General features: G+C 24.8%; 3 protein-coding genes. All 3 read left to right on the top strand.

Annotated elements, in window-relative coordinates; all coding sequences use genetic code 11:
- Window positions 1-306 precede the first annotated feature (306 nt).
- Complete coding sequence (locus JWF52_RS18875) at window positions 307-1,575, top strand: MBOAT family O-acyltransferase (RefSeq protein ID WP_353654986.1); 1,269 nt, start codon at window positions 307-309, stop codon at window positions 1,573-1,575.
- A 9-nt stretch (window positions 1,576-1,584) separates the two neighbouring features.
- On the top strand, window positions 1,585-2,757 hold the full coding sequence (locus JWF52_RS18880) for a DHHW family protein (protein ID WP_208335013.1): 1,173 nt from the start codon (window positions 1,585-1,587) through the stop codon (window positions 2,755-2,757).
- Window positions 2,758-2,773: 16 nt separating this feature from the next.
- Window positions 2,774-3,459: hypothetical protein (locus tag JWF52_RS18885; RefSeq protein ID WP_208335014.1), on the top strand; the 686-nt coding region annotated here is incomplete at its 3' end.

Here is a 3,459-nt window from a genome sequence, read left to right on the forward strand (position 1 = left end):
TATCTTTGCATATAATATAACTATATTTTTATTTGATAAATAAAATATAGTTATATTATATATTTACAAAAAAAGGCTATCTAAATTAGGTAGCTTTTTTGTGGAAAATAAAAAGGTTGTGATATAATAAATATTTGAATATGAAATAAAAAATAGGGGGCAAATATGTTATTTAGTTCAGTGACATTTTTATTTTTCTTTTTACCAACAGTATTTACCCTATATTACTTATCTCCAAGTAAAATGAAAAACTATATATTATTATTTTTTAGTATAGTATTTTACTCATGGGGAGGTCTATTATACTTGCCATTATTGATAATATCAATAATAGCAAATTATATATTTGGACTTAAAATAGATAAATACAAGAATAATGAGAATAAAAAGAAAAACACATTAATAGTAGCAATAATATTTAATATTTTATTCTTAGGAGTATTTAAGTATACAAATTTTATAACAGACAATATAAACATTATATTTAATACTGCTATAAATATACCTATAATACCACTTCCAATAGGTATATCATTTTACACTTTCCAAGCTATGAGTTATGTAATAGATTTATATAGAAAAGATGGAAAAGTACAAAAAAATATATTTAATCTAGCACTATATATATCAATGTTTCCACAATTAGTAGCAGGACCAATAGTAAGATATCAAAGTGTTGATGATCAAATAATCTATAGAGAACATAATATGGATAAATTTAACTTAGGTATGGAAAGGCTTATAAGAGGATTATTTAAAAAGGTAATAATATCAAACTCAGTAGGAGAATTATCAACTTTAATATACTCATTATCAGATTATCAAATGAGTGTATCAGTAGCATGGTTAGGAGCAATAGCTTATACACTTCAAATATATTTTGACTTTAGTGGATATTCAGATATGGCAATAGGTCTTGGAAAAATGCTAGGATTTGAATTCCTAGAAAACTTTAACTACCCATATATATCTAAAAGCGTAAGTGAATTTTGGAGAAGGTGGCATATATCTTTAGGATCATGGTTTAGAGATTATATCTATATACCACTTGGTGGCAATAGAGTAAGCAATATAAAAGTATATAGAAACCTAAGTATAGTATGGTTAGTAACAGGAATATGGCATGGAGCAAGCTGGAATTTTGTCGTATGGGGATTATACTTTGGTCTGTTTATAATGGCTGAAAGGTTATTCTTACAAAAACTACTTAAAAAACTGCCTAATTTTATACAACATATATATTTATTAATAATAGTAGTATTTGGTTGGGTGTTATTCTCTAATCCAGATTTAAAATCAGCAATAGAATATATGAAAGTAATGATTGGTATAGGAGATTATCCATTTATAAACGGTTATACAACTTTTTATATTAGCCAATACGCTGTTGAATTAGTAATGGCCATAATACTTTCAACACCAATAATAAAAGTAATAAAGAAAAAAATCAAAGGTAGAAAAATTTCAAAAATAGTAAATGTATTAAAGCTACTAGTATTATTTAGCTTATTTGTAATAACTACAATATACTTAGTAAATTCTACATTTAATCCATTTATATACTTTAACTTCTAGGAGGAAACAATGAAATACAAATACACAACATCAATACTTGTAATTGGATTTACATTGTTCGTAGGGGGAATGTCAATCCTAACACCAGATAAATTAATATCTCAGCAAGAGGGGAGAACACTACAGCCACTTCCTAAAGGTGAAACATTTGAAGAAGGAAGTTATAAAAAAGAATTATTAAATGGAGACGCTTTTAAAAAATGGGACAACTATTTTAGTGACCATATATATGGAAGAAGCAAGTTTGTAAATACCTATACAGATATACAAATGAATTTAGGGAAGAAATATATAAATGGAATTTATCTAGGTGAAGATAATGAACTAATAAAATCAGACAACTACGGAATATATGATGAAGAGTATAGAACAAAAAGAGCACAACATTTTAATAAATTTGCAGATAAGTTTAAAAATGCTAAAACTTATGTAGTAAACATACCAAATAAAAACTATGCATATGAAGAAAAAATGCCAATAAAAGATTTTAAATCAGGACAAAGCATATTTATAGGAGATATACTTAATAAAATAGACAAAGAAAAAATAAAAGTATTAGACTTAACAGAAGAAATAAGAAAAGACAAAAATAACTACTATAAAACAGATCATCATTTAAATATGAACGGAGCATATATTAGCTATAAATTCATAATAGAAAGTATAAATAAAGATATACCACAAGTACAAAAACCAAAAGAAAAATCAGAGTTTGAAATAAAAACTTATAAAAATGTATTTATAGGTTCATATGGAAGACAAGTACTTAATGTAGTTGATAAAATGGATGATATCCAAGTATATAAAGATAAAAACTTTAAAGATTATAAGGTTTATAACCAAAATGGAGAAGTAAAATTATTTTATGAAGAGCAGATTTCAAAGGATAAACTAGATAATGACTATGGAGTATACTTAGGCGGAGATAACCCATTAGTTAAAATAGAAAACAATCAAAGTAATAACGAATTAAGAGTAGTAGTTATAGGTGATTCAATGGATAATCCTATAATACCTTTATTAGCATCACACTTTAAAACAACTTATAGCTTTGATTTAAGAGGATATAAAGAAAATTTAATAAAAGAGATAGAAAATATAAATCCAGATGTAATTTTATTAATAGGGGCAAGCAATAACTATATAATGTCAACAGATATATTCAACTGGGATAAAAAATAGAAATTAGGTGAAGAAAATGGACAACAAGTTAATTAGCAAATTTAAAATTAATAAATCATCAATAGTAGAGTTAATTAGTTGGTTAGTTGGAGGAACTATATTATTTTTTATATTAGAATACCTTCAAAGAGAAAGTATAGGAGATGTAATTACATTCTTTAAAGATAGAACCAACGCATTTTTTATAAATTATCTAATTATATTAATATTAACATCAATAATATTTGTATTAAAGAGAAAGAAAACAGCTTATTTAGTAATAAGTATGATAGTAATCTTATTATCAATAATTAATAAAGTAATGCTAGAAATAAGAGGAATGCCAATAACATACTCTGATATATTTTCAATAAAAGATGGATTAAGTATTGCCAACAAATATATAAATATAAAAATGGTAATACTAGCAGCATTATTTTTATTAATCACTATAGGAATTATAATATATGTATTTAAAAAAGAGAAAAACTCTAAAAGATCAATCAGTTATACAAACATAATGATAGCTATATTATTAATAGGTGTATACTCTGTAAAACTAAACGATCTTACTGAAAGAAAAATAATAAGTCCACTAAGATGGGACTTAAAAGAATCATATAAACATAATGGTTTTATGTATTCACTACTAGACTCATACTTTGGATATAATAGAAAAAGACCAGAGGATTGCGATAAAGCATCAATAGAAAATATAAAAAA

It is taken from the genome of Clostridium sp. CCUG 7971 (genome assembly GCF_017590215.1).
Classification (GTDB): Bacteria; Bacillota; Clostridia; order Peptostreptococcales; family Peptostreptococcaceae; genus Faecalimicrobium.